Annotated in this window: 20 protein-coding genes; 13 read left to right on the forward strand and 7 right to left on the reverse strand. The window is 44.4% G+C overall.

The genetic code is table 11. The features are described 5' to 3' along the window. Positions 1-24 precede the first annotated feature (24 nt). The 3 genes from A3738_RS23650 to A3738_RS23660 are packed head-to-tail and all read left to right on the forward strand — an operon-like array spanning position 25 to position 4860. Entirely contained in the window at positions 25-1629 is a 1605-nt protein-coding gene (locus A3738_RS23650) for an FAD-binding oxidoreductase (RefSeq protein ID WP_068477357.1), read from the forward strand. 4 nt (positions 1630-1633) lie between these two features. Then, on the forward strand, positions 1634-3292 hold the full coding sequence (locus A3738_RS23655) for a glycerol-3-phosphate dehydrogenase/oxidase (RefSeq protein ID WP_068477355.1): 1659 nt from the start codon (positions 1634-1636) through the stop codon (positions 3290-3292). After that, positions 3289-4860 (forward strand): FGGY-family carbohydrate kinase, encoded by a 1572-nt coding sequence (locus tag A3738_RS23660; protein ID WP_197472315.1) that lies wholly within the window; start codon positions 3289-3291, stop codon positions 4858-4860. Before A3738_RS23655 ends, A3738_RS23660 begins: the two co-directional genes overlap by 4 nt. A gap of 250 nt (positions 4861-5110) precedes the next feature. Here A3738_RS23660 and A3738_RS23665 read toward each other — a convergent pair whose 3' ends face one another. Then, entirely contained in the window at positions 5111-6061 is a 951-nt protein-coding gene (locus A3738_RS23665) for a response regulator (protein WP_068477352.1), read from the reverse strand. A 127-nt stretch (positions 6062-6188) separates the two neighbouring features. Here A3738_RS23665 and A3738_RS23670 point away from each other — a divergent pair, with 127 nt between their 5' ends. Continuing rightward, positions 6189-6671 carry a YajQ family cyclic di-GMP-binding protein gene (locus tag A3738_RS23670; RefSeq protein ID WP_068477350.1) on the forward strand — a complete coding sequence of 161 codons (483 nt, stop codon included), beginning with the start codon at positions 6189-6191 and terminating at the stop codon, positions 6669-6671. A 42-nt stretch (positions 6672-6713) separates the two neighbouring features. Continuing rightward, entirely contained in the window at positions 6714-8264 is a 1551-nt protein-coding gene (locus A3738_RS23675) for an MFS transporter (protein WP_068477347.1), read from the forward strand. 5 nt (positions 8265-8269) lie between these two features. On the opposite strand, the gene A3738_RS23680 is transcribed toward A3738_RS23675, so the two are convergent. The 3 genes from A3738_RS23680 to A3738_RS23690 all read right to left on the reverse strand — a co-directional run bounded on the left by A3738_RS23680 (position 8270) and on the right by A3738_RS23690 (position 10852). Next, positions 8270-8461 carry a hypothetical protein gene (locus tag A3738_RS23680; RefSeq protein ID WP_068477345.1) on the reverse strand — a complete coding sequence of 64 codons (192 nt, stop codon included), beginning with the start codon at positions 8459-8461 and terminating at the stop codon, positions 8270-8272. Next, positions 8449-10362 (reverse strand): bifunctional diguanylate cyclase/phosphodiesterase, encoded by a 1914-nt coding sequence (locus A3738_RS23685; RefSeq protein ID WP_068477343.1) that lies wholly within the window; start codon positions 10360-10362, stop codon positions 8449-8451. Before A3738_RS23685 ends, A3738_RS23680 begins: the two co-directional genes overlap by 13 nt. A gap of 175 nt (positions 10363-10537) precedes the next feature. Further along, the gene (locus A3738_RS23690) at positions 10538-10852 is read right to left on the reverse strand and encodes an MGMT family protein (protein ID WP_068477340.1); all 315 of its coding nucleotides are present in this window, start codon (positions 10850-10852) and stop codon (positions 10538-10540) included. 78 nt (positions 10853-10930) lie between these two features. On the opposite strand from A3738_RS23690, the gene A3738_RS23695 reads away from it, so the two are divergent. From A3738_RS23695 to gspD, 6 genes are all read left to right on the forward strand, one after another. Next, positions 10931-11398, forward strand: a complete 468-nt coding sequence (locus A3738_RS23695; protein ID WP_068477338.1) for an FxsA family protein — start codon at positions 10931-10933, stop codon at positions 11396-11398. A 164-nt stretch (positions 11399-11562) separates the two neighbouring features. Further along, entirely contained in the window at positions 11563-11853 is a 291-nt protein-coding gene (locus A3738_RS23700) for a co-chaperone GroES (protein ID WP_068477336.1), read from the forward strand. 50 nt (positions 11854-11903) lie between these two features. Further along, positions 11904-13547 carry a chaperonin GroEL gene (gene groL / locus A3738_RS23705; RefSeq protein WP_068477334.1) on the forward strand — a complete coding sequence of 548 codons (1644 nt, stop codon included), beginning with the start codon at positions 11904-11906 and terminating at the stop codon, positions 13545-13547. A 180-nt stretch (positions 13548-13727) separates the two neighbouring features. After that, complete coding sequence (gene gspN, locus A3738_RS23710) at positions 13728-14501, forward strand: type II secretion system protein N (RefSeq protein ID WP_068475872.1); 774 nt, start codon at positions 13728-13730, stop codon at positions 14499-14501. 35 nt (positions 14502-14536) lie between these two features. Then, positions 14537-15334: a type II secretion system protein N gene (locus A3738_RS23715; RefSeq protein ID WP_197472314.1), complete on the forward strand. Its 798-nt coding sequence runs from the start codon at positions 14537-14539 to the stop codon at positions 15332-15334. Between the two features lie 39 nt (positions 15335-15373). Further along, positions 15374-17344 carry a type II secretion system secretin GspD gene (gspD, locus tag A3738_RS23720; protein ID WP_068477329.1) on the forward strand — a complete coding sequence of 657 codons (1971 nt, stop codon included), beginning with the start codon at positions 15374-15376 and terminating at the stop codon, positions 17342-17344. Between the two features lie 93 nt (positions 17345-17437). Here the strand turns inward: gspD and A3738_RS23725 are convergent, their stop codons facing one another. From A3738_RS23725 to purE, 3 genes are all read right to left on the reverse strand, one after another. Beyond that, on the reverse strand, positions 17438-18016 hold the full coding sequence (locus A3738_RS23725) for a superoxide dismutase (RefSeq protein ID WP_068477327.1): 579 nt from the start codon (positions 18014-18016) through the stop codon (positions 17438-17440). Between the two features lie 157 nt (positions 18017-18173). Beyond that, complete coding sequence (locus A3738_RS23730; RefSeq protein WP_068477325.1) at positions 18174-19298, reverse strand: 5-(carboxyamino)imidazole ribonucleotide synthase; 1125 nt, start codon at positions 19296-19298, stop codon at positions 18174-18176. Positions 19299-19300: 2 nt separating this feature from the next. Continuing rightward, positions 19301-19789: a 5-(carboxyamino)imidazole ribonucleotide mutase gene (purE, locus tag A3738_RS23735; RefSeq protein ID WP_068476054.1), complete on the reverse strand. Its 489-nt coding sequence runs from the start codon at positions 19787-19789 to the stop codon at positions 19301-19303. 153 nt (positions 19790-19942) lie between these two features. Between purE and A3738_RS23740 the strand changes: the two genes are divergently transcribed. Beyond that, positions 19943-20797, forward strand: a complete 855-nt coding sequence (locus A3738_RS23740; RefSeq protein ID WP_068477323.1) for a hypothetical protein — start codon at positions 19943-19945, stop codon at positions 20795-20797. Between the two features lie 59 nt (positions 20798-20856). Beyond that, the coding region (locus tag A3738_RS23745) for a DUF2846 domain-containing protein (RefSeq protein ID WP_197473991.1) at positions 20857-21948 on the forward strand (1092 nt) is incomplete at its 3' end.

Consider the following 21948-nt stretch of genomic DNA (forward strand, 5'->3'; position numbering starts at 1 on the left):
TAGAACAAATCGGTAGGTGAAAAAATGCGACGTTGGAATGGTTGGGGTGATGAAGCAAACAAAATGGATTTACCAGAATCTGGGGATGCATTTTTGCTAGAGCATGTTGGTCAAGCTACCCCTCTTGCTGATGCAAGTCTCGATTCAGTATTGGCACAAGTGCCGTCATCTCGATTGCCTGACCATCGATTGATTAATACAGATCCGGATGTTCGTGTGCGTCACGCTCGTGGTCAAAGTCTTCCTGATTGGTTGGCGATGCGCAGTGGTCAGTTTGAATTCTTCCCAGATGGTGTGGCTTTCCCTGAGATAAAAGATGAGATAGCAGAACTTCTTAGTTTTGCCTACGACAACGATATTGTTGTGATTCCTTATGGAGGCGGCACAAGTGTTGCAGGCCATATCAACCCTTTCCAAAGCGATAAGCCGATCTTAACCTTAGCGCTAACGCGAATGAATCGCCTAACCGATATCGATGATTCAAGTTTGATCGCGACATTTGGAGCAGGAACGCCGGGGCCTCTAGTTGAATCGCAGCTTCGTGCAAAGGGTTACACTCTGGGGCATTACCCACAGAGCTTTGAACTATCAACAGTTGGCGGTTGGGTGGCGAGTCGCTCTAGTGGACAACAATCATTGCGCTACGGGCGTATTGAACAAATGTTTGCAGGTGGTTCGATTGAAACACCGAGAGGACGTCTAGAGATTCCAACAATTCCTGCATCATCAGCAGGGCCAGATGTAAGAGAAATGATCCTTGGTTCGGAAGGTCGTATGGGTGTTATTAGTGACGTGAAAGTGCGTGTCACTCCATCGCCAATTCAAGAAGACTTCTATGTTATCTTCTTCCCAACTTGGAATCAGGCTAAAGCCGCGGCACGTCATCTAGTGCAAGCGAAAATTCAACTCTCTATGCTTCGCCTTAGCAATGCGATCGAAACCAAAACGCAGCTCGCATTGGCAGGGCATCCTGGTCAAATTGCCTTGCTTGAGAAGTTCTTGTCTTGGCGAGGTGCCGGTGAGGGCAAGTGCATGATGACATTAGGTGTAACAGGTATGCCTGATCAATGTCGTTCTGCGCACAGACTAATGAAGCGTTTAACTCGTCCATTAGGCGGCGTTTACACCGGCTCATATCTAGGTAAGAAATGGGCTGCGAAACGTTTCACCATGCCGTATCTGCGAGAAGCGTTATGGGAAAAAGGATATGTGGTCGATACGCTTGAAACGTCTACAGACTGGAGCAATGTCGATAACTTACTTGATAAGATCGAAGCGAATTTACGGAAATCTCTGCAAGACAAAGGTGAGAAAGTGCATGTGTTCACGCACTTGTCACACTTTTATTCTCAAGGTTCCAGTATCTACACGACTTATGTATTCCGTGCAGCAGATACTTACGAAGAAACTCTTGCTCGCTGGAAAACTCTGAAAACAAGCACTTCTGAACTTATTGTGAACAATGGCGGAACGATCAGTCATCAACATGGAGTTGGCAAGGATCATGCCCCCTATTTGCCAACGGAGAAGGGTGAGTTAGCCATGGGTATGATTCAATCTCTTTGTGATCATATGGATGAGAAAGGGCTATTGAATCCAGGAACGCTGCTGCAAGAAAAGGCAGAGTAAGACCATGGCGCTGTCATATTGGTCTCCGGGTTGGAGAGATCAAACCCTACAATCTCTCTCAAACGGACAGTCATTTGACTTGATCGTTGTTGGAGGTGGTATTACTGGAGCGGGTATTTATCGAGAGGCGACGGCGAAAGGGTTAAAGGTTTTACTCGTTGAGCAAAAAGATTTTGCTTGGGGAACATCGTCTCGTTCTTCGAAGATGGTTCATGGAGGCTTGCGCTATCTCGGTAAAGGGCAATTCGGATTAGCCAAAGACTCTGTGACTGAGAGACAGAAACTCATGGAACAGCTTAAGGGGCTTGTTGATCCACTTCCTTTTCTGATGGGGCATTATAAAGGTGGTTTTCCCGGGCCTTGGATTTTCGATAAATTGTTGGCGATCTATGACTTGTTTGCAGGAAAGCGATATCGACAGTTTGTGAAGTCTCAGGTAAATGATTTTTATGCGCCGGGCATGAAACAGAGAGAGCTGCTAGGCGCGACTCGTTTCATGGATGCCGTAACTGATGATGCTCGCTTAGTAATGCGTGTCTTGGCTGATGGGAATGAGCAGGGCGGTATTGCTCTTAATTACCTCAAAGCAACGGGTGTTATGCGCTCAGGTTCAGAAGTTGAGCGTAATACAAAAGTGATTGGCCTGTATTTAAAAGACGAGCTCAGCGGCAAAGAACTTCAAGTTCAAGCTAATGCTGTGGTTAACGCCAGCGGTGCCTGGACGGATGAACTTCGTCAAATGCTTGGTAATAAGAAAAGCATTCGACCTTTGAGAGGAAGTCACCTAGTTATTCCATTCTGGCGTCTACCGGTCGCCTTTTCCGTTAGTTTTTTCCATCCGAAAGACAAGCGACCAGTATTTGTTTTTCCTTGGGAAGGTCAAGTCGTGATCGGTACAACAGACCTTGATCATCATAATACTATGTTGAGCGAGGCATCGATTACGGAAAATGAAGTCACTTATCTTTTGGATGCAGCGAATTCACAGTTTGATCATGCAGCACTGAAGCGTGAGGACATTATCTCTTCTTGGTCCGGTGTGCGGCCAGTTGTTGTTGATGAATACAGTGCTGAGGATGTTGCTGCTACGAACAAACCATCAGACGAGAAACGTGAGCATATGGTTTGGGATGATGCAGGGTGTATCAGTATCGCCGGCGGCAAACTCACGACATTTCGCTTGTTAGCGCTCGAAGTATTGCGTGCAGCTCAACCTTATTTACAAAACAACCTTTCCATATCGGATTTAGATGCGCCTTCAGATTTTAGTGAGTCCGATGAATCTGTGTTGATTGGCGACCATAAACTATCGAAGCAACGCCGTCAGAGGCTCGTTGGCCGTTACGGTGATATTGCTAATCAGCTTGTGGAGCAAGCGGATATTGATGATTTAACGCTGTTAGGCAACACTGAAGTTTGCCTCCAAGAATTATTTTGGGCGTGTGAGAACGAAGCCGTTGAGCATTTAGATGATCTTCTTTTGAGACGTGTACGGATAGGGATGTTGTATCCGGAAGGCGCGATTCATTTGATTCAGCCATGGACAGAGTTATTGCGCGAGCGTTTACAGTGGCCTATTCAAAAATGGGATGAAGAGTGGCATAGATATAAAAATATCATTGCGGATCACTACAGCCTTCCGAACCAAAAGGAGTGCGTGTGAGCGATACAATACTTGCCATCGATAACGGAACGCAGTCTGTTCGTGCATTGCTTTTTGATCGAAACGGAGAATTGTTAGCAAAGTCGAAAGTTGAAATTGAACCTTATTTTTCGGTGCACCCAGGTTGGGCCGAGCAAGAGCCTGAAATCTATTGGCAGGCTTTGGTTGATGCTTGTTCTGCGCTATGGGGTGAAATGGCAAATTTAGGTCGTAATAAGGGTGATATTGCTGGAGTGTCGGTCACGACACAGCGCGGCACCATGGTGAATCTTGATAAAGGTGGTAAGCCATTACGACCTGCCATTACTTGGCTGGATCAGCGTAATTCAAAAGCCCTCGGGCATTTGCCAAAGCTGCATGAGCTAGCATTTAAAATGGCTGGCGCTAAAGATCTTGTTGAGCGCTATCAAGCACGTGCACAGTATCTTTGGATAGCATCCAATCAACCAGACATTTGGGAAAAAACGGATAAATATCTCAATCTATCTGGCTTTCTAAACTATCGCTTGTGCGGTGACTTTGTCGATTCTCTTGCCTCGCAAGTCGCATATTTGCCTTTCGATTATAAAGGCTTGAAGTGGTCCGCAGAGAGTGATTGGCGTTATCGTTTGCTTCCTGGATTTAAACAAGAGTTATTCCCTAAGCTGTATCGCCCAGCTACGGTGATGGGGCAAGTTACCATCGATGCTCAAAATATGACGGGTATCCCTGCTGGAGTGCCACTGATTGCTTCCGCATCAGATAAAGCATGCGAGATTCTTGGTTCAGGTGGTCAGTCAGATGATGTGGCATGCATGAGTTATGGCACAACGGCCACAATCAATACAACAAGTAAAAAGTACATAGAACCTATTCGATTCATGCCTGCATATCCATCGGCAATCCCAGATCATTATTGCTCTGAAATTATGATTTTTCGCGGATTTTGGATGGTTAGTTGGTTTAAAAATGAATTTGGACTTCGTGAGCAAGCAATGGCCGAGGCGCAGAATGTTAGCCCAGAGAGTTTGTTCGATGAGCTAGTGAACGCTGTGCCGCCCGGGTCAATGGGATTGATGCTGCAACCCTATTGGACGCCGGGTGTGCGAGATCCGGGGCCTGAGGCTAAGGGGGGCATTATTGGGTTTGGTGATGTGCATACTAGAGCACATGTTTATCGCGCTATTCTGGAAGGCTTGGCTTATGGTCTTCGTGAGGGGATGGAGCGTTTAGAAAAACGCAATAAGCAAAAAATTAAACTCCTAAGAGTCAGTGGCGGTGGTTCGCAAAGTGATGCAGCTCTGCAATTAACGGCTGATATTTTTGGCTTGCCCGTAGAAAGGCCACATACCTATGAAACTTCTGGTTTAGGTGCGGCGATGGATGTTGCTGTTGCGCTGGGATGGTATAGCGATTGTCATACAGCTATTGCTGGTATGACGCGAGTTGGTAAGCGATTTGAGCCTAATCACGAAACGCATATTACCTATAACCGTTTATACAATGAGGTGTATTTGAATATGTATAAGCAGTTACGGCCCTTGTATCGTTCTATTCAAGATATTACCGGCTACCCTGAAAAATCTTAAGCAAAAAAAACGCTCCAGTGCGCAAGCAAGGAGCGTTGTTAAATTCTTTTGCGAATTAAATATTCCCGTAAAAAGAGTGAAGCGTCTAAAGTAGACGCTTCACCAAATCGGGATACTTTATTTAATCCACTCTTTAAGTCTAAAGGTTGGAATTAAAAGCGCTGTTTCTTAAATGTCACACTTTTGTTACAGCTTGTTTTCGGGTTGCACGATTAATAATCAAACTGGTTTCTTATTGAGCAAATGCCCGTTAGAGAGCGTTAACAACGTAAGTTTTTTCTTCCTTACATTCAGAAATTTTCTGCGCATTAAACGCATTCATTTCACTTAATGTGGCTGTCGTTGAATCTTGATCAGCAAAACACACGGCGCAAGAAATTGAAATAGCGATAAATCCCGCCGACGTTTTAAAAGCCTGCTTATCTAGCCCCTGATAAAACCGTCTATAAGTTGAAAGGTTGCAATCATTAGGGTCACGAAAGTGCGCTAGAACGATAAACTCGTTCCCAGAATATTTGCATACTTCGTCCAAAGGGCGCACGAGGGCATTCACTCGTTTAGCAATCTGTTCGCTTAACTCTTGGCATACAGGCGCTTTATATTCACTGAGAATGCTGCCCCAATTTTTGATGGTGATCGACATATAGCTCACTGCACCACCCCGAGCTTGAGTATGTCTATATAAGCGATCTAATGTTTGCTCAGCGTATTGGCGGTTAGCGAGTCCAAGCAATGGGTCGATGCTTGGTTTTTCCTGTAGAAGGACAATTTCAGCGCTTAATGATTTTTGGCGCTCTAATGCATTACTTAGCTGGCGGGCGATGCGTAATCCTGCCCTGACGCGGGGAATAAGTTGATGATTTATTTCAGATTTGAAAATGAAGTCATCTAAACCTTTAGAAAGAGCTTGTTGCACGCTTTCTTCGTCATCTTTACCTGTCATCAACAAGCAATACGTGAAAGTAGAACGTGACAGATTGTCGGCTTTTATTTGCTCGCACAACGCTATACCGTCGATGTCGGGCATTATCCAGTCTGAGATGACTAAGTCAGCTGGACGCTCGGCAATAAGGCTAAATGCATCATTCGCATGATGCGCTACTCGAATATCAGTGAAGCCATGTTCACTCAGTCGTTTCCTAACAATCGCTGCGCTAAATTTAGCGTCATCAACGATGATAATGGATGAATTAATGGGCATTTTCCTTTCCCTTATATTTTATTATCTCTACATCAAGCGCTGTGTTGGGACGTTTCCCAATTAGTCGTTCTTGTGTAGACTTTGTCCGATCCTAGTTGATATTCAGTTTATTTTAACGGAGAAATATATGCCATCTTTCGACGCTGTCTCAGAAGTAGATATGCATGAAGTCACGAATGCTGTAGATCAAGCAAAGCGTGAGCTAAGTAACCGTTGGGATTTTAAAAACGTCGACGTAGATATCGTGCTTGAAAATAGCAAACTAACGTTTTCTGCAGAGCAGGATTTTCAACTAGAGCAAGTTGTAGAAGTTGCGAAGATGGCTTTAGCTAAGCGTAAAGTTGATTCCCGAGCCATGGTAGAGGCGGGAGATAGCAAGGCCGGTAAGCTAGTAAAGAAAACCTTTGATTTAAAGCAGGGTATTGATTCGCTGACAGCGAAGAAAATGGTGAAGCTCGTGAAAGAGTCAAAAATCAAAGTGCAGGCTGCAATTCAAGGCGAAAAAGTACGCGTTACAGGTAAAAAACGCGATGATCTTCAGCAGGTAATGGCTCTATGGAAAGAGTCAGACATTGAGGTGCCTTTGCAGTACAACAATTTTCGCGACTAGCCCTTTACCTTACTTCAAGCCGTAACTGATAAGAATAAATATATGCACAATCAGCAAGCTGACTGGCGTGGATCGCTGAGATCTTTTGCGCATCCTCGCGTGGTCTCGATGCTTTTCTTTGGTTTTTCTGCGGGCATGCCTTTACTCCTTATTTTTTCTTCTTTGTCTTTGTGGCTCAGAGAGGCAGGTGTTGAACGATCTGCTGTGACTTACTTTAGTTGGGCGGCTCTTGCATATTCATTTAAATTTTTATGGGCACCCTTGGTTGATCAGTTGCCTTTGCCTTTTCTCACCAAAAAATTGGGACGTAGAAGGGCTTGGTTATTACTTTCTCAGTGCTCAATTGTTCTATCGATTGTCCTCATCGCGTTGATCGATCCCTCTAAGGAAAATGCGCTAACCATCATGGCGCTCGCAGTAGTTTTGCTTGGTTTCTCGTCGGCAACCCAAGATATAGCCATTGATGCATATCGGATTGAGTCCGCATCGAGTGATCTTCAGGCATTAATGTCTTCAACCTATATTGCGGGTTATCGCATTGGTATGTTGAGTTCCGGTGCAGGCGCCTTATTCTTGGCCAGCGGTTTCGGCTCCTCTATGGAGTCATATAGCTATGAAGCATGGATGTTTACATACATCATTATGTCTTTAACGATGTTGGTTGGTTTGGTAACAACGCTGATTGTTTCAGAGCCGGTTTCCGCAGAATTGAGAGCCAAACGAGACTATTCTTCAGTCCAATATCTTCGTTTTCTTGCGATGTTTGCTATGAGTATTTGCATCTTTGTTGGTGTGTATATTGTTGGAGCGGATCAAGTAGAGCAATTAAAACGTGACGTTGGTAGCTATGCTGGAAACGAGGCACTCGCAAATTTTTCGATTGAATGTCTGCGTCTGATATTTGCCGTATTGATTGTTTGTTTCTTTATTCGTTTAGTCTCGTTTACTTCAATGTATGAGCATCAATTAATACAAGACTCTTATATTTCACCGGTTAAAGAGTTCTTTTCACGTTACGGCATCAGATTGGCTGTTCTGCTGCTTGTTTTTGTGGGTTTCTATCGTGTTTCCGATATCGTTCTTGGCGTCATTTCGAATGTGTTTTTTCAAGATATGGGATTTAGTAAAACTGAGATCGCTTCGGTCGTAAAAACCTTTGGTTTGTTTATGACCATTCTGGGAGGCTTTCTTGGCGGCGTTTTGTCTGTGCGTTTTGGCGTGATCAAAATGCTGTATGCAGGTGCATTTCTAACCGTTGCAACGAATCTTTTGTTTATGTTGTTAGCGAAAACGGGCTATGACATTGAACTGCTTTATCTCGTTATTTCTGCAGATAATTTAACAGCAGGACTAGCAAGTGCTGCATTTATTGCCTTCTTATCCAGTCTAACGAATGTGTCGTTTACGGCAGTTCAATATGCGATTTTTAGTTCATTAATGACGCTGCTGCCAAAGGTTATTGGTGGCTATTCGGGGAGTATGGTTGATAACCTCGGCTATTCGAATTTCTTTCTTGTGGCAAGCATGATGGGTGTGCCTGTGCTTTACCTTATTTATCGTATTCAAAAGCACGACACATTTAAGAATTTGTAGTTGACTTAACGGCGATTAAAGTAAGCGCTTGCAAACCTTTTGAGTATTTCATAGTGGCTGCTTGCGTCGTTCGAACTGGATTTTTCTCGTCGCTCGTCTTCATGGCCTACGTTGTAGGTTGGATCGTTTGCGGCGGAGTCAGTTTTTTGCAATGTCGCCACATGGCAAAGTTGCTGAGTAAAGCTTAGATGTAGCATAAGCTCTCCTTAATTAAGTGCAGAAATTCACTTTCTTCTATAGGTTTACAGTAGTGGTAGCCTTGGACAAGGTCACAGTTCATATTTTGTAGGAGAACTGCCATTTGATGGTTCTCGACACCTTCCGCGACCACTTCAATGCCAAGCGCATGAACCATATCGATGATCCCTTTTACAAGCGTTCTGTCTTCAGGAGACTCGAGTATTTCATCGATGAAACTTTTATCGATTTTAAGAACTTCGATAGGGAGCTTTCTTAAGTAGCTTAACGACGAATATCCGGTGCCAAAGTCATCAATAGCAGTACGAATACCAAGTCTCTTTAATTCATTTAGAGTCGAAACTGCTAATTCAATGTCTTCCATGATGGCAGTCTCGGTGACTTCGAGTTCCAACATAGAAGGGATTGTTTGAATCTCTTTTAGTACCGAAGCAACATCCCTTTGAAGTAAACCTTTTTGGAAGTGTTTCGCTGAGATATTTAGCGCCAGAACAAAATCTGAATCTAGATGAGGCATCCATTCATTTAAGTACTCACAACAACGGCGTATTACCCATTGTGTAATTGGAATAATCTGGCCACTTTCTTCGGCAATCGGAATGAATTCCATCGGGCTTCTAAAGCTACCGTCGGTCATACGCCAGCGAATGAGCGCTTCTGCGCCTTTAATTGAACCTGACTCTAAACAGATTTTTGGTTGGAAAAACAGTTCGAACTGATCGTTCTCAAGTGCTTGATTGATTTCATTACGAATACGGAGACGGTGCTCGCATTGTGATGATACTGAAGCGTCATAGACCTGATAGATATTCGAGCCTTGTTTCTTGGCTTGTGTCATTGCCAAGTTAGCGTAAGTAATAAGTCGCTCAGAATCGTTGCCATGCATATTGAGTGTTGCAATACCGATACTAACGCTCATGTAAATATCTTGCTTGCCGATGTGATATGGCTTTGAGAAACAACTCAAAATTCGTTCTGAATATGCTGTCGCTTCATCTAGGCTAGTTTGCTTGCCAAGAATGGCGACGAATTCATCTCCACCATGTCGAGTTAGGGTGGCACATTCAGGAAGTTTACTTTCCATTCGGCGCGCAACCTCGATCAAGAGAGAATCACCAACACTATGTCCTAAAGAGTCGTTGACGTCTTTAAATCCATCTAAGTCGATGAACATCACAACAACATCTTTGAATGTTTTTTGTGCTTCGTTGACGGACTTTTTAAGTCGTGATAAAAGTGAACGCCGGTTTGGCAGTCCGGTTAAAAAGTCGTGAAAAGTACGGTGTTTCGCTTCTTTCTCTTTCAACTTCAGTGCCGTGACATCTCTGAAGCTCCATACTTGCCCGACAATTTCATTGTCATGCCAGTGAGCCTTTGAATGTGCTTCTAACCAGCGACCATCGTATGTTTGAAGTTCATGTGTGAATGTTTTCTCCGGCGCTGCGAGAGATAACTTAAGAACGTCAGAGAAGTGGTGATTTCCTTTTACAATGCATTGGCAATGCTCAATAAAATCATGCACATGAGCGAGCCCCGCATTAAAGGTATTCATGCGAAACATCTTGTTGAAGTTCGGATTGCTGAGTCGGATCGAGCCCTGGTTATCGAGCATGACAAGCGCATCGTATGTCGAACTCAAGCTAGCCTGAAGAAGAGAGTAAGATTCTTGCAGAGCTGCCTTGGTTTTTTGTAGCTCGCGAACCTGATTATTTAGCTCTTCGTTACGCAATGCTAACTCAGCGTTTTGCTCTCGCACTGATGCTTCTAAAGCACGTTTATCTTCTTCTGACTGATCAAAGGCATCGCTGACAGCCTGAATCAAAGGCGTTAAACTTTCATCATTGGTGCTGTTATCAAGGTGTTGCTGCAACTGCTCTTTTAAAAGACTATTTTGGGCCATGGCCAAATCCAACTACTCGCGTTTTATTGTGAGCGTGCCGAGTATCTGCTGATGCAGAATACGGCTAAAACTCTCGCTCATTCTTTTTACTCGTTATATTTTTCACTCTAGCTGAGAAATATTAAGTCATTGTAAAGAAACGTATCTTGTGTCGAATGTCGCAGTAAGCGGCCGTTTAGCTCGGCCAAATGTTTTGCAGGAAGTGACTTTTACTTAATGTCTTCGGATGCCCCTCATTCATTAATGCTGCTTGCTGGCGCTGATAAGATGGAGAGTCTTTGGGAAAAGAGATATTGCCTTGGGCATTTAGCACTCTATGCCAAGGGATTTGAGAGTCTTTGGGGAGGTGTTTTAGTACTTGGCCAACAAGTCTTGCATTTTGAGGCAGGCCCGCGGCCGCAGCGATTTTACCGTAGCTGCTTAGTCGACCTTCTGGAATCGAGTTAACGGTTGTCAGAATTGCTTGAGGTTTCAGGCTTGAAAGATCCATGTTCTGGGGTTGTAAAGCTTCTGTTCGCCCCAATTTACCATAATTCGCAACGAAGAATTTTCTTAATCGAGGTATGCAATGCGTCTCGTATTTCTACTATTTATCATCATGCCCATTGTCGAAATGGTCTTATTGATTCAAGTCGGCTCCGTGATCGGAGCTTGGTATACAGTTGGACTTGTTTTATTAACCGCTGTTATCGGGGTGAATCTTCTAAAAAGGCAGGGGCTAAGTACCTTGCTTCGAGCACAGCAAAAAGCACAGCAAGGGGCGCTGCCTGTTTCAGAGATTGGTGAAGGGCTGTTGCTCGCGGTTGCTGGAGCACTATTGTTAACGCCAGGTTTTGTAACAGATGCAATTGGTTTTGCTCTGTTGACGCCTGGTCTTAGAAGCCAATTAGCCAAGCTTGTGGCGGCTAGGATGATCGTTTCTGGTACTCAGTTTTCTCATTCAACTTATTCTTCGCAATCTAGATCTGATCGCTTTGATGATGCAATTGACGCGGAATACGAGGAAGTTCATGAACGACGCGATCAGTTAAAGTAAGTTTTTCAAAAAAAGTTCTTGAGAGGGCTTGAAAAGCTAGTGAGCGGCCCTATCTAAGCATCACACGTTTCTTACGTATCAGAGTGACGTAAGACCAACATAAAAAAATATCTCGAAAGAGACTTATCAAATCGGATTGATAACCTGTTAGGAGAAGCATTGAGATGAACATCCGTCCATTACACGATCGCGTTGTTGTACGTCGTAAAGAAGAAGAAACTACTTCAGCTGGAGGTATTGTTCTTCCAGGTAGCGCTACCGAAAAACCTTCACAAGGTGAAGTAGTTGCAGTAGGTGCTGGTAAAGCACTGGATAACGGTAGTGTGCAAGCGATGGCGGTGAAAGCTGGCGATACTGTGGTATTTGGTCAATACGCTGGAAATACCGTGAAAATTGACGGTGAAGAGCTTCTCATCATGGCTGAAAGCGAAATTTTCGGCATCATCGAAGCGTAATTCGGTTTCATTTTCCTACTGATTAGATACGAGTTAAACAGGACAAAAACATGACAGCAAAAGACGTAAAATTCGGTGATTCAGCTCGCCAAGGTATGTTGGCAGGCGTAAATATTCTTGCTGATGCAGTAAAAGTAACACTTGGACCAAAAGGTCGTAACGTTGTTCTAGATAAATCATTTGGTGCGCCAACTGTAACAAAGGACGGCGTGTCTGTTGCGAAAGAGATCGAGCTTAAAGACAAGTTCGAGAACATGGGTGCGCAAATGGTTAAAGAAGTTGCGTCTCAGGCGAACGACGTAGCGGGTGACGGTACTACGACTGCAACAGTACTTGCTCAAGCAATCGTAAACGAAGGTTTGAAAGCTGTTGCGGCTGGTATGAACCCAATGGATCTTAAGCGTGGAATCGACAAGGGCGTACAAGCAGCTGTTGAAGCTGTGAAAGGCATGGCGCAACCATGTGCTGACAATAAAGCGATTGCGCAAGTCGGTACAATTTCAGCAAACAGTGATTCTTCTGTTGGTGACATCATTGCACAAGCGATGGATAAGGTCGGTAAAGAAGGCGTTATCACTGTTGAAGAAGCGAGCGGTTTTGAAGACGAGTTAGACGTTGTTGAGGGTATGCAGTTCGATCGCGGTTATCTATCTCCATACTTCATTAACAACCAAGACAATATGAGTGCTGAGCTTGAAAGCCCATTCATTTTGTTGGTCGACAAGAAAATTTCTAACATTCGTGAGTTGTTGCCAGTTCTTGAAAACGTTGCAAAAGCGAGCAAGCCACTTCTTATCATTGCTGAAGATGTTGAAGGCGAAGCGTTAGCAACCTTGGTTGTCAATAATATGCGCGGCATCGTTAAAGTTGCGGCTGTTAAGGCTCCAGGTTTTGGTGATCGTCGTAAAGAAATGCTCCAAGATATCGCTATTTTGACTGGTGGTACGGTAATTTCTGAAGAAGTTGGTCTATCACTAGAAAATGCTACGCTTGATGATCTTGGTACCGCTAAGAGCGTTAACATCAGCAAAGAAAATACGACTGTGATCGATGGAGCCGGCCAAGCTGCTGAAATCCAAGGTCGTGTAGAGCAAATCCGCCGTCAAATCGAAGAGAGTTCATCCGACTACGATCGTGAGAAGCTTCAAGAGCGCGTTGCGAAGTTAGCTGGTGGCGTTGCTGTTATTAAGGTTGGCGCTGGCTCTGAAGTTGAAATGAAAGAGAAGAAAGCGCGTGTTGAAGATGCGCTTCACTCAACGCGTGCAGCAGTTGAGGAAGGTGTTGTTGCTGGTGGCGGTGTTGCGATGATTCGTGCGCTTCAAGCGATTGCAAACCTTGAAGGTGATAATGGCGATCAGAACGTAGGTATTGATTTGTTGCGTCGCGCTATGGAAGCGCCACTTCGTCAAATCGTTTCTAATGCTGGCGGTGAAGGTTCTGTTGTTTCAGATAAGATTCAACAGGGTGAAGGTAGTTTCGGTTACAACGCTGCGACTGGCGAGTACGGCGACATGTTGGAGATGGGTATTCTTGATCCAGCAAAAGTAACGCGTACAGCATTACAAGCGGCAGGTTCTGTTGCTGGCCTAATGATTACAACTGAATGCATGGTTACAGATGTTGTAGAAGAAGGTGGTGCTGCACCTGCGATGCCTGACATGGGTGGCATGGGCGGTATGGGCGGCATGATGTAAGCTCCCCCTTTAAGCTAAAAAAGCCTCAGCGAATGCTGGGGCTTTTTTGTATCTGGGTGCTTTGTTCATACAAATGCAGGAACTAGCACCTAAAATGTTCGTATGGTTGTAGCTTTACTGGTGCAAATAGTCTGTAATGTTTCGCTGTGTGATTTTCTAGTATCGAAAGAATAAGTATTTGTGATTAAAAAAACCTTCTTAGTCTTGCTTCTGTTTGTTGTGGCGTTACCGTTCTTTTTGTTGAGCAGTTTGCCCGCGAGCGTGCTTTGGACGAAAGTGATTGAGCCTGCTGTTAAAACAAAATCGCTCGGCATCATGCCAAAATCATTTGCAGGCACTGCTTGGGATGGTGAGGCTTACGTTTCATTTAGGCATCTAGAAGGTGTTTTCTCTTGGAAACTTTCTGTTTTAGATGTGTTTGGGGGAAGTATTCCGTTGCAGGTCGATGTGCGTTCCACAGCAGGTGACGCCAGTGCAATATTAGATATTGGCTTGAGAGATCAGTCACTTTCTATCGAAACATTAAGGCTCGATACTGAGAAGCTTAATCCGTTTTTGCGTATCCATAGGGTGAAAGCGACGGGTGAAGTATATGTGAAAGATTTGTCCGTTAGATTAGAGAAGCGCAGAGTAGCGAGCATTGATGGTCGGTTTACTTGGTCTGGTGGCGAAGTGTCCTATCCTGCAGGTAGAGATATCCGAGATAGAGTGATGCCGGCTTTCGGTGGGCAAATTCAAACGCAAGAAAGTGGAGATATTGTCTTAGGTATTCGCGATCAGGAAGCGAGCTTCGATACGATGCGCGGTACATGGAGCGCGAACGGAGATGCCTTGTGGGAGGTGACTCGACGCGTTTTAGATGTCGCGCAAGAGCCATGGGCAGCAAATTCAACGGAACAAGATGTAGTGTTTAAAGTCAAAAAGCCTGTATCGCGACAATTAGGTAAGCAATAATGAAAACGAGGTCGCTCGATGGGGTAGTGAGGCGTGTGACACAGTTGAGTGTCGTGGCGTTAACCTTGTACCTAGCTTATTTAAGCTCTCAATTGATTTGGCATGTGTACGCGCCAGAACAAGCACCAATGCCTAAAAGTTTTGTTTCTTCTGCGCAATCAAATTTGGCAGATAGCAGGATTGCTCGTCGCGTTGATCGTTATCATTTGTTTGGTGAGGCAAATAAAGAAGCTGCTATCCAAGAACGGCCAAAAGATGTGCCTAAAACACGCTTGCGCTTGAAATTGAAGGGTGTGTTTTCTGGAAAAGATGCTGCGGATTCTGGCGCGATCATTGAAGAGTTGAGTAAGCCTTCAGAATATTATCGCTTAGGAGATAGCTTGCCGGGAGGGGTTCGTTTGGCGGAAGTCCATTCTGATCACGTCATTCTTGATCGAAATGGTACCTATGAAGCGCTTTATTTTGATGAAACAAGCTCGAGCTCGGGTATTGCTAAAGTCGCTCCTCGCCGAGAAAGAAGTGTCGAAGTAAATTCACCTGAAGATTTTATCAGCGAGGCAACCGCAAGGTTATCAGAGAATCCTGAGCGTGCTTTGGCTTCTGTTGGTTTAGGAATTGCAGATGGTGGTGGTTACGTATTCCAAGGGAATAACCCCATGTTGGCTGGAATGAATTTAAAGAAAGGGGATGTGATCCGTTCTGTTAATGGTCACAGTTTAGGAAATGTGCAAGAAGACAAGAATATAATGCGTCAATTGTATCAACAAGGCTCGTTAGAGGTTGAAGTTGTGCGAGATGGCGCGAGTTTTTTTGTAAATTATCCGCTAAGATAAATAGTTAATAACAAAGAATATATAAACGAGTTGCATCACGTGAATAACTTGAAAAGAATCAGTCTGCGAGCTTTGCTTTTGTCTTTTGCTTTGCTTGTCTCCTCATTTACGCATTCTCAAGAACAAACATGGAAGGTGAATCTAAAAGATGCCGATATCCGTGCTTTTGTTAGTCAAATTGCGGATATCACCGGTTATAGCTTTGTTATTGATCCTCGAGTAAAAGGTAAAGTAACTGTCGTCTCTAACGCAGAGATGAGTAAAGATGCTGTCTATGAGATGTTTCTATCCGTTTTGGGCGTTCATGGTTTCGCAGCGATACCCGGAACCGGTGTGATTAAGATTGTTCAGCAGAACAATGCAAAGCAAGAGGCGTCTAACGATGCTCTTTTCAAACGAACGCCTAACGAACAAATCGTAACGCGTGTTATTCAAGTGAACAATGCAAATGCTCTTGAGCTTGTTCCAATTCTTCGCCCGATGGTCGCAAAATATGGTCATTTAGCCGGCGTTGCTGCGGCGAATGCCCTTATTATTAGTGATCATGTCGCGAATATTAAGCGCATTAGTAAGATTATTGATGAGCTTGATAGCCCCTCTAAATACGAGCTTGAAGTTATTCAGCTTCAGGAGGCTTGGGTTGGCGATATGGTCAAGCTTCTTGAAGAGCTTGCGCCTAGTGAACTTGGCGCAGCGGCAAAAGGAAAAGGAGCGAACAAGTTTTCAGTGGTTGCGGATCAGCGCAGTAATCGTTTGATCCTTCGTGGTGATGAGCCTTTCCGTGAAAAAATGAGAGTGTTGATCATGAAGCTTGATCAACCGTCCTCAACAGGTGGTAAAACCAAGGTCGTGCGCTTAAAACATGCTGATGCGGAAGAGATCGCAGATCTTCTAAGCGGATTAATGGGTGATATTGTAAGTGAAGAGGCTGCAGACAAAGGCAATGCGGCGCCTAAAGCGGAAGCGAGCGTATATGCAGATGAGGGCCTGAATGCTTTGGTTATTCGAGCTGAACCTTCTCTTCTACAAGAGCTTGAAGGCGTAATTGACGAGCTTGATGTGCGCAGAGCACAAGTCTTAATCGAAGCCGCTATCGTAGAAATTCAAGATAATACTGATAACAAACTAGGTGTTCAGTGGGCGCTTTATGATCAAGGTGCTTCAGTGCCCGGTGTATTTACTAACTTCAATGAAATCGGTTTGAGTGCTGCAAACGTCATTGGTGCTTTGGTCGATCAAGACAATGACCCGAACGGTGATTTAGATCCCACATTATTAGGCTCGCCATCAACGGGTATTACGATTGGAATCGGAGAAGAAAGTCGTAATGGCGTGAGCTGGGGAGCCCTTGTGCAGGCATTAGAGGGTGATGCGGGGGCTAATGTATTGTCTACGCCGAAAGTTATTACAATGGATAATCAAGAATCTTCAATTATCGTTGGTGAGAACATCCCTATTATTACCGGGCAATCTAGTTCTGGCGGTGCAGGGACTTCTGATCCGTTTACAACGATCGAGCGTGAAGATGTGGGTGTGAAATTGATTGTTACTCCAAGTATCAGCGAAGGCGATTTGGTGCGTCTTGAAATTGAACAAGAAATCTCAGGTGTATCGCCATCGACTGCTGGTGCAGACATTATTACCACTAAGCGACAGATCAAAACGAATGTATTGGCCGATGATGGTGAGACAATCGTTCTTGGTGGTTTAATTCGAGATGATGTTCAGGTCAGTGAAAGTAAAGTTCCTTTATTGGGTGATATCCCATTGCTGGGTAATCTATTTAAAAGCACATCTAAGGTTGTGACAAAGCAAAATCTATTGGTGTTCTTAAGGCCAACCATTCTTCGTGACAAAGCTTCAACTCGTGCAGTGACGGAGCAGAAGTTTGATCAGCTTTGGCAGTTGAATTTGGAGACGAAAGTTGCGCAAGGCGAAGATGAAGAAGAGCTGCGCGCCAGAGAGAAGCCGACAGTTGAAAGTCTCTATGATGGAAATAGTATCCGATAAGGCTATTTCAGGCATAAAAAAACCGGAGTAATTAAACTCCGGTTTTTTTATGCCTTGATTTTAGTGCAACGTACTAAAAACAAGGAGGCAATATTAACCTAGGTTTTCAGCAACGAAACCCCAGTTTACAAGTGCCCAGAACGCATTCAAATAAGTAGGACGAACATTACGGTAATCGATGTAGTAAGCGTGCTCCCAAAGATCAACTGTTAGAAGTGCAGTTTGACCTTCTGTCATTGGAGTGCCTGCATTTGATGTGTTAACGATCTCCAAAGAACCATCCGCATTTTTAACCAACCAAGTCCAGCTTGAGCCAAAGTTGTTTACGGCTTTGTCGTTAAATGCTGCTTGGAATTCTTCGAAAGATCCAAATGCTTCGTTAATTGCATCAGCAACTTTACCAGTTGGTGCGCCACCGCCATTCGGGCTCAAGCAATTCCAGTAAAACGTGTGGTTCCAGATCTGGGCTGCGTTGTTGAATACAGGACCTGAAGAAGAAGTGATGATTTCTTCAAGTGTTTTTCCTTCGTATTCAGTTCCAGGGATCATGCCGTTTAACTTATCAACGTAAGTCTTGTGGTGTTTGCCGTGGTGGAATTCAAGAGTTTCTTGAGAAATGTGTGGTGCAAGAGCGTCAATTGCGTATGGTAGCGCAGGTAATTCGATTGCCATTAGGCTTCTCCCTAAAATTAAAACACCACCGAGGCGGTGGCTTAGCATTGTTTTCAAAGCTGAAGATCATACCACCTCGGTTCAAATACATCTACGAGGTTGATGGCTGTTCAGATGAGCCTCAATTAGTAGTCATTTGTATAAGTTGGGGTGCCTTTTAGTTTTTCAACTGTAGGCATTGGGGGTAATCAGGGAGAAATTGAACGATATTCTCGACGCGCCATTTTAGCTCTTCATATGAGCTAGCAGTGACGTTGATATGCCCCAATTTTCTGCCTGCTCTCTCTTCTTTATCGTAGAGATGAACTTGAGCATAAGGAAGCTCAAGAATTTTTCGAATATCTCCTTTGTGGGAGATGAGGTTTATCATGCAGGTTGGTGACAAGGCTTCGGTACTTCCGAGTGGCAGGTCGCATATCGCTCTGATGTGATTCTCGAATTGGCTGCAGTGCGCGCCAAGCATACTCCAATGCCCTGAATTATGAACACGAGGTGCCATTTCGTTTGCAACTAGGCCGTTCGTAGTTTCGAATAGTTCAAGTGTTAATATTCCAACGTGCTCCAATTCTGCAATCAAGTCTTTGATATACAAGTCTGCTTGGCGTTGAATATCTTCATTTACGGAAGGCGCTGGAACGGTAGAGAATCGAAGAATTCCATCGTTGTGTTGGTTCTCTGCTAGTGGATAAATTGCTATCTCGCCCGATGCGCTGCGTGCCGCAATAATCGACAGTTCTCGAGAGAAATTTATAAATTCCTCAGCTATTAACGTGGTTGATCCGATAGCGCTCCAAGCTTTTGGGATATCTTCAGCAGAGCGAAGAATAAACTGCCCTTTTCCATCATAACCTTCTCGCGTCGTTTTGCAGACTAGTGGTAAGCCAAGCTCTTGAACTGCTTCGGAAAGGTCGCTTTCTTTATGAATAATTTTGTATCGAGTTGTTGGAATCGATAATTCATTAAATAAGGCTTTTTCTTTCTCTCTATCTTGGCAAATTTCGATAGATTTTGACGGCGGGTAGAGCGTATGTTCTTTTTCGATATGTTGAGTTAATTCGACCGGTAGGTGCTCGAACTCATAAGTGATGACGTCGCATGCATCTATGAACTCTTGAAGTTCTTGGCTTTTGATAGGCTTGTCTTTAACACTATACGTTGGTTCTAAGCCAACACTTGGGCTTCCACTTGTATCAAAGAAGCGAAATTTCGCCTCAAGAGGAAGACCTGCTAAGGCAAGCATTCTGCCGAGTTGACCAGCGCCAAGAACTCCAATAGATTTCATGATTACCCTCGCGGATCTGATTGAGCGAGTACACTTTCGGTTTGTTGCGTTCTAAATGCAACAAGCTTCTCTTTAACGGCTTGGTCGTTCAGAGCGATGATTTGCCCCGCTAGCAATCCTGCGTTCTTGGCGCCCGGTGTGCCGATGGCAAGTGTCCCGACGGCAATGCCGCCTGGCATTTGAGCGATTGATAGTAGTGAGTCAATGCCATTCAATGCCTTTGATTGAACTGGAACGCCTAAAACTGGGAGTTCAGTTTTTGATGCCACCATACCAGGTAGATGGGCTGCACCACCTGCGCCAGCAATAATGACTTGAATACCACGCTCGGCAGCAGAAGATGCGTAATCAAACAACAGGTCGGGTGTTCTGTGTGCAGACACAACCTGTGTTTCATAGCTCACGCCAAGAGTGTCGAGCATGTTCGCTGCATGCTCCATAGTGGGCCAATCTGATGTTGAGCCCATAATAATACCTACTTTCGCTTGCATGGTTTGACTCCTTAAAAACCGCTGCATTTCAGCTGATGGGGTGGGGTGCTCATCTTATTCATCGAATGAATACCATGCAAATGCTATTTAGAAATACCGATCATCACGATAGAATTTATCCCTAGGACAAGAGTGATAATAAAGAGGTTGTTTATGGATGGGTTAAGGCCTGAGCGCGATGAGTTAGATAGGTTTCAAGAGCGCTCTTCTGGCGTGACTGCTTCGAAAAAGTCAAAGCCAAAGAAAGCTGTCGAAAATGATAAGTCGCAAAAACAAGCTGGGAATTCAGGGCTTCCATTATTTATAGGGTGCTTTGCTCTAACTTTGGTGCTTTTTGCGTTTTTGGGTTGGGCATATTTAGAGCAGAAAAGAACGGTCGATGCGCTGAATAAAGATTTGTCGGAAGCGCTGGCATTCATTAACCAAAGTAAGCTTTCTATGGCGCGATTGGAAGGTGAGCTTAATGAAGCGGGAGCGGAAATTGAGCAAGCTGGTAGTAGTGCAACTAAACAACTTAAATTTTTAGATTCTGAAATGCGTAAGCTTTGGGGCGTTGCAGGAGATAAAAATCGCAAAGCAATTGCTGAAAATAAAGATAGAGTTGATAGCGTGAAGCTACAGCTCAATGCTTTGAAAAACAAAGATCTAAAACCTTTGGAGGCTTCTGTTGCGAAGCAAGAGCAAATGCTCAAGCAGCTAGAAGTTAGATTAGGGAATAATCAGGCGATGGCGGATCAGATTGGCCTGATTAAGAAGCAAAGCGCCAATGTTGCGAGTGAGCTATCGTTGACGCGTGAGTCGCTAGAGCAAAGTGTTGCGGAGTTGGCGCGCAATATAAATTCTCAGCCAAATAACAGTAAGGCCGTGGCTGAAAATACGGAATCTATTGCTTCTATCAACGCAAGTCGACGACAGATCAATGAGAGAATTGTTGGGCTTGAACGCCAATTAAATGAGTTGAAACTAGCCGTGTTGGCAAGCAAATCGCCTAGTACTTCGCAAAATTAATTAGGGCTCATTGGTATACTTCAGGAATGAATTACTTTTACTTGCTATTTCGACTTTGTTTGAGCGCGACGCTTGTGGTCGCGATGCTCGGCGTTTCTAATGTTGCGTTCTCTGATACAACCGCACCTTATTCAAAGCCTTTTCACAAACAGGGTCGTGGTTGGTATCCATCGATTTATTGGTCGACTGGGCGGAATTTCGGTTCGTATTACTTTCCGAATGAAACAGGTCGACCATTTCAAGAATTAAAATCTACCGAATGGGATAGTGAAGTTAACGCACTGATCTACTTTTACCGCCCAAGTAGCCAATGGGCAGATGAAGAGATGGAAGCGCCGAGTTATTACTTGAACGACGAGCTCGTATTTAATCTTCGCTCCGGCAGTTGGACTGTCGTAGAGCTTCCTGCTGGAAGTTACGACTTCGCAGTAAGAAAGAGCTTTTTACCGATGCTTGGCTTCGAGGCTTTCGATGATAAGTTGATGATCGCTTTCGACATGAATTTGCAAGCCGATGTCGGCCTAGAGCTCAATCCTGGTCAAATTTTTTACGTACGACATTCTGAAGTATTCCTACCTCGTGAGTTGCACCCCGATTTAGCGCCGGATGACGAGATGGCATCGGCAGACGTTCAATTGGTTGGCCGTGATCTAGCCATGGAAGAAATGCCGCATACGCGTTATTTGGAACCATCTTTCTGGACGGCTTCTGATGCTGAACAGGCAGAGGAACTCTTGAATGGAACGATGCAAGACTATGGTTGGTTCTCAATTATTTGGCCGTGGTCAAATAACTTCTTATGGGGCTTTCCAATCTGGTATCTGCCAAGTGATATGTATAGAGAGCTGAAAGGGCAAGACACATTGACTCTTGAGCAAGAGCTTTATTTATATCATGAAGATGTCGATGCTTATTTAGCGGAAATAGATCGTCGAAGAACGCCGCAAGTGAATTGGCTTGCTCCGTGGCGCGAGCCTCGCAGAGATCTTTCATTGAATGATGAGTTAACGTTAGAGAGGCTTGAGCGCGCTGCGAAGTCTGGAAATATTGCGCCAGCACCTTATGCTCCGGAGTTCGCGACAGATTCAACGGATTACGAAGAGTTTTTTTGGTTTTGGCCATTTGGCCAAGAGTATCCACTTGTGAAGTCT

It is taken from the genome of Oleiphilus sp. HI0066 (genome assembly GCF_001635725.1).